At 43.3% G+C, this 651-nt stretch carries 1 protein-coding gene; it reads right to left on the reverse strand.

Annotation, left to right across the window (positions count from 1 at the left end; all coding sequences use genetic code 11):
• On the reverse strand, positions 1 to 651 hold a 651-nt coding region (locus tag R7040_RS27265), incomplete at both ends, for an EAL domain-containing protein (protein WP_318097718.1).

Raw genomic sequence — 651 nt, forward strand, 5'->3', positions numbered from 1 at the left:
TTCCCCATTGATCAACTGACGCTCCGTAATTTCGATGCCGAGCGACACATTGTTCTCACTTAGCTTTCTGTGGATGAGTTGCAGTTTTCTTATTACATGAGAACCGACAAGGTAACCAGGAGGCACATTGACACCAAGATGCACCGGATGAGTAAACGTCAGTTTGGAGAAATCGTCCGCAGCTTTTTCTAAAACGTAGTCAGTCAGCAACGATACTAACCCGTTCTGTTCTGCCGCAGGAACAAATTCATCTGGAGCAATAAAACCTTTTTGTTGATGCTCCCAGCGTATCAGCGCTTCGTAACCAAACACGCGTCCGCTTTCAACATCAATTTGAGGCTGGTAATACAAGGTTAATTCGTTTTTTTTCAGGGCTTTTTTTAGTTCTGCAAGAAGGTTTCTTTGCGGATCGACAAACTTGTTTAACGCGTATAGGCAAAGATAAATCATCGCGATAATAGGCACAGAATAGATGATATAAGAAATCAACTTTTGCTCGACAAATAAATCGCTAGCTTCAGCGAGCGCTTGGTATTCAAACACCTTAGATTCATTAAAAGCAATCGGGTTTGTGCCTTTTCTGGATGCGCCAGCGGGCACCACGTCGTCATGAATAAACAAAGCTGACCGCTTGAGGCGTAAATCGTTGTT

Source organism: Vibrio sp. 1069 (assembly GCF_033340555.1).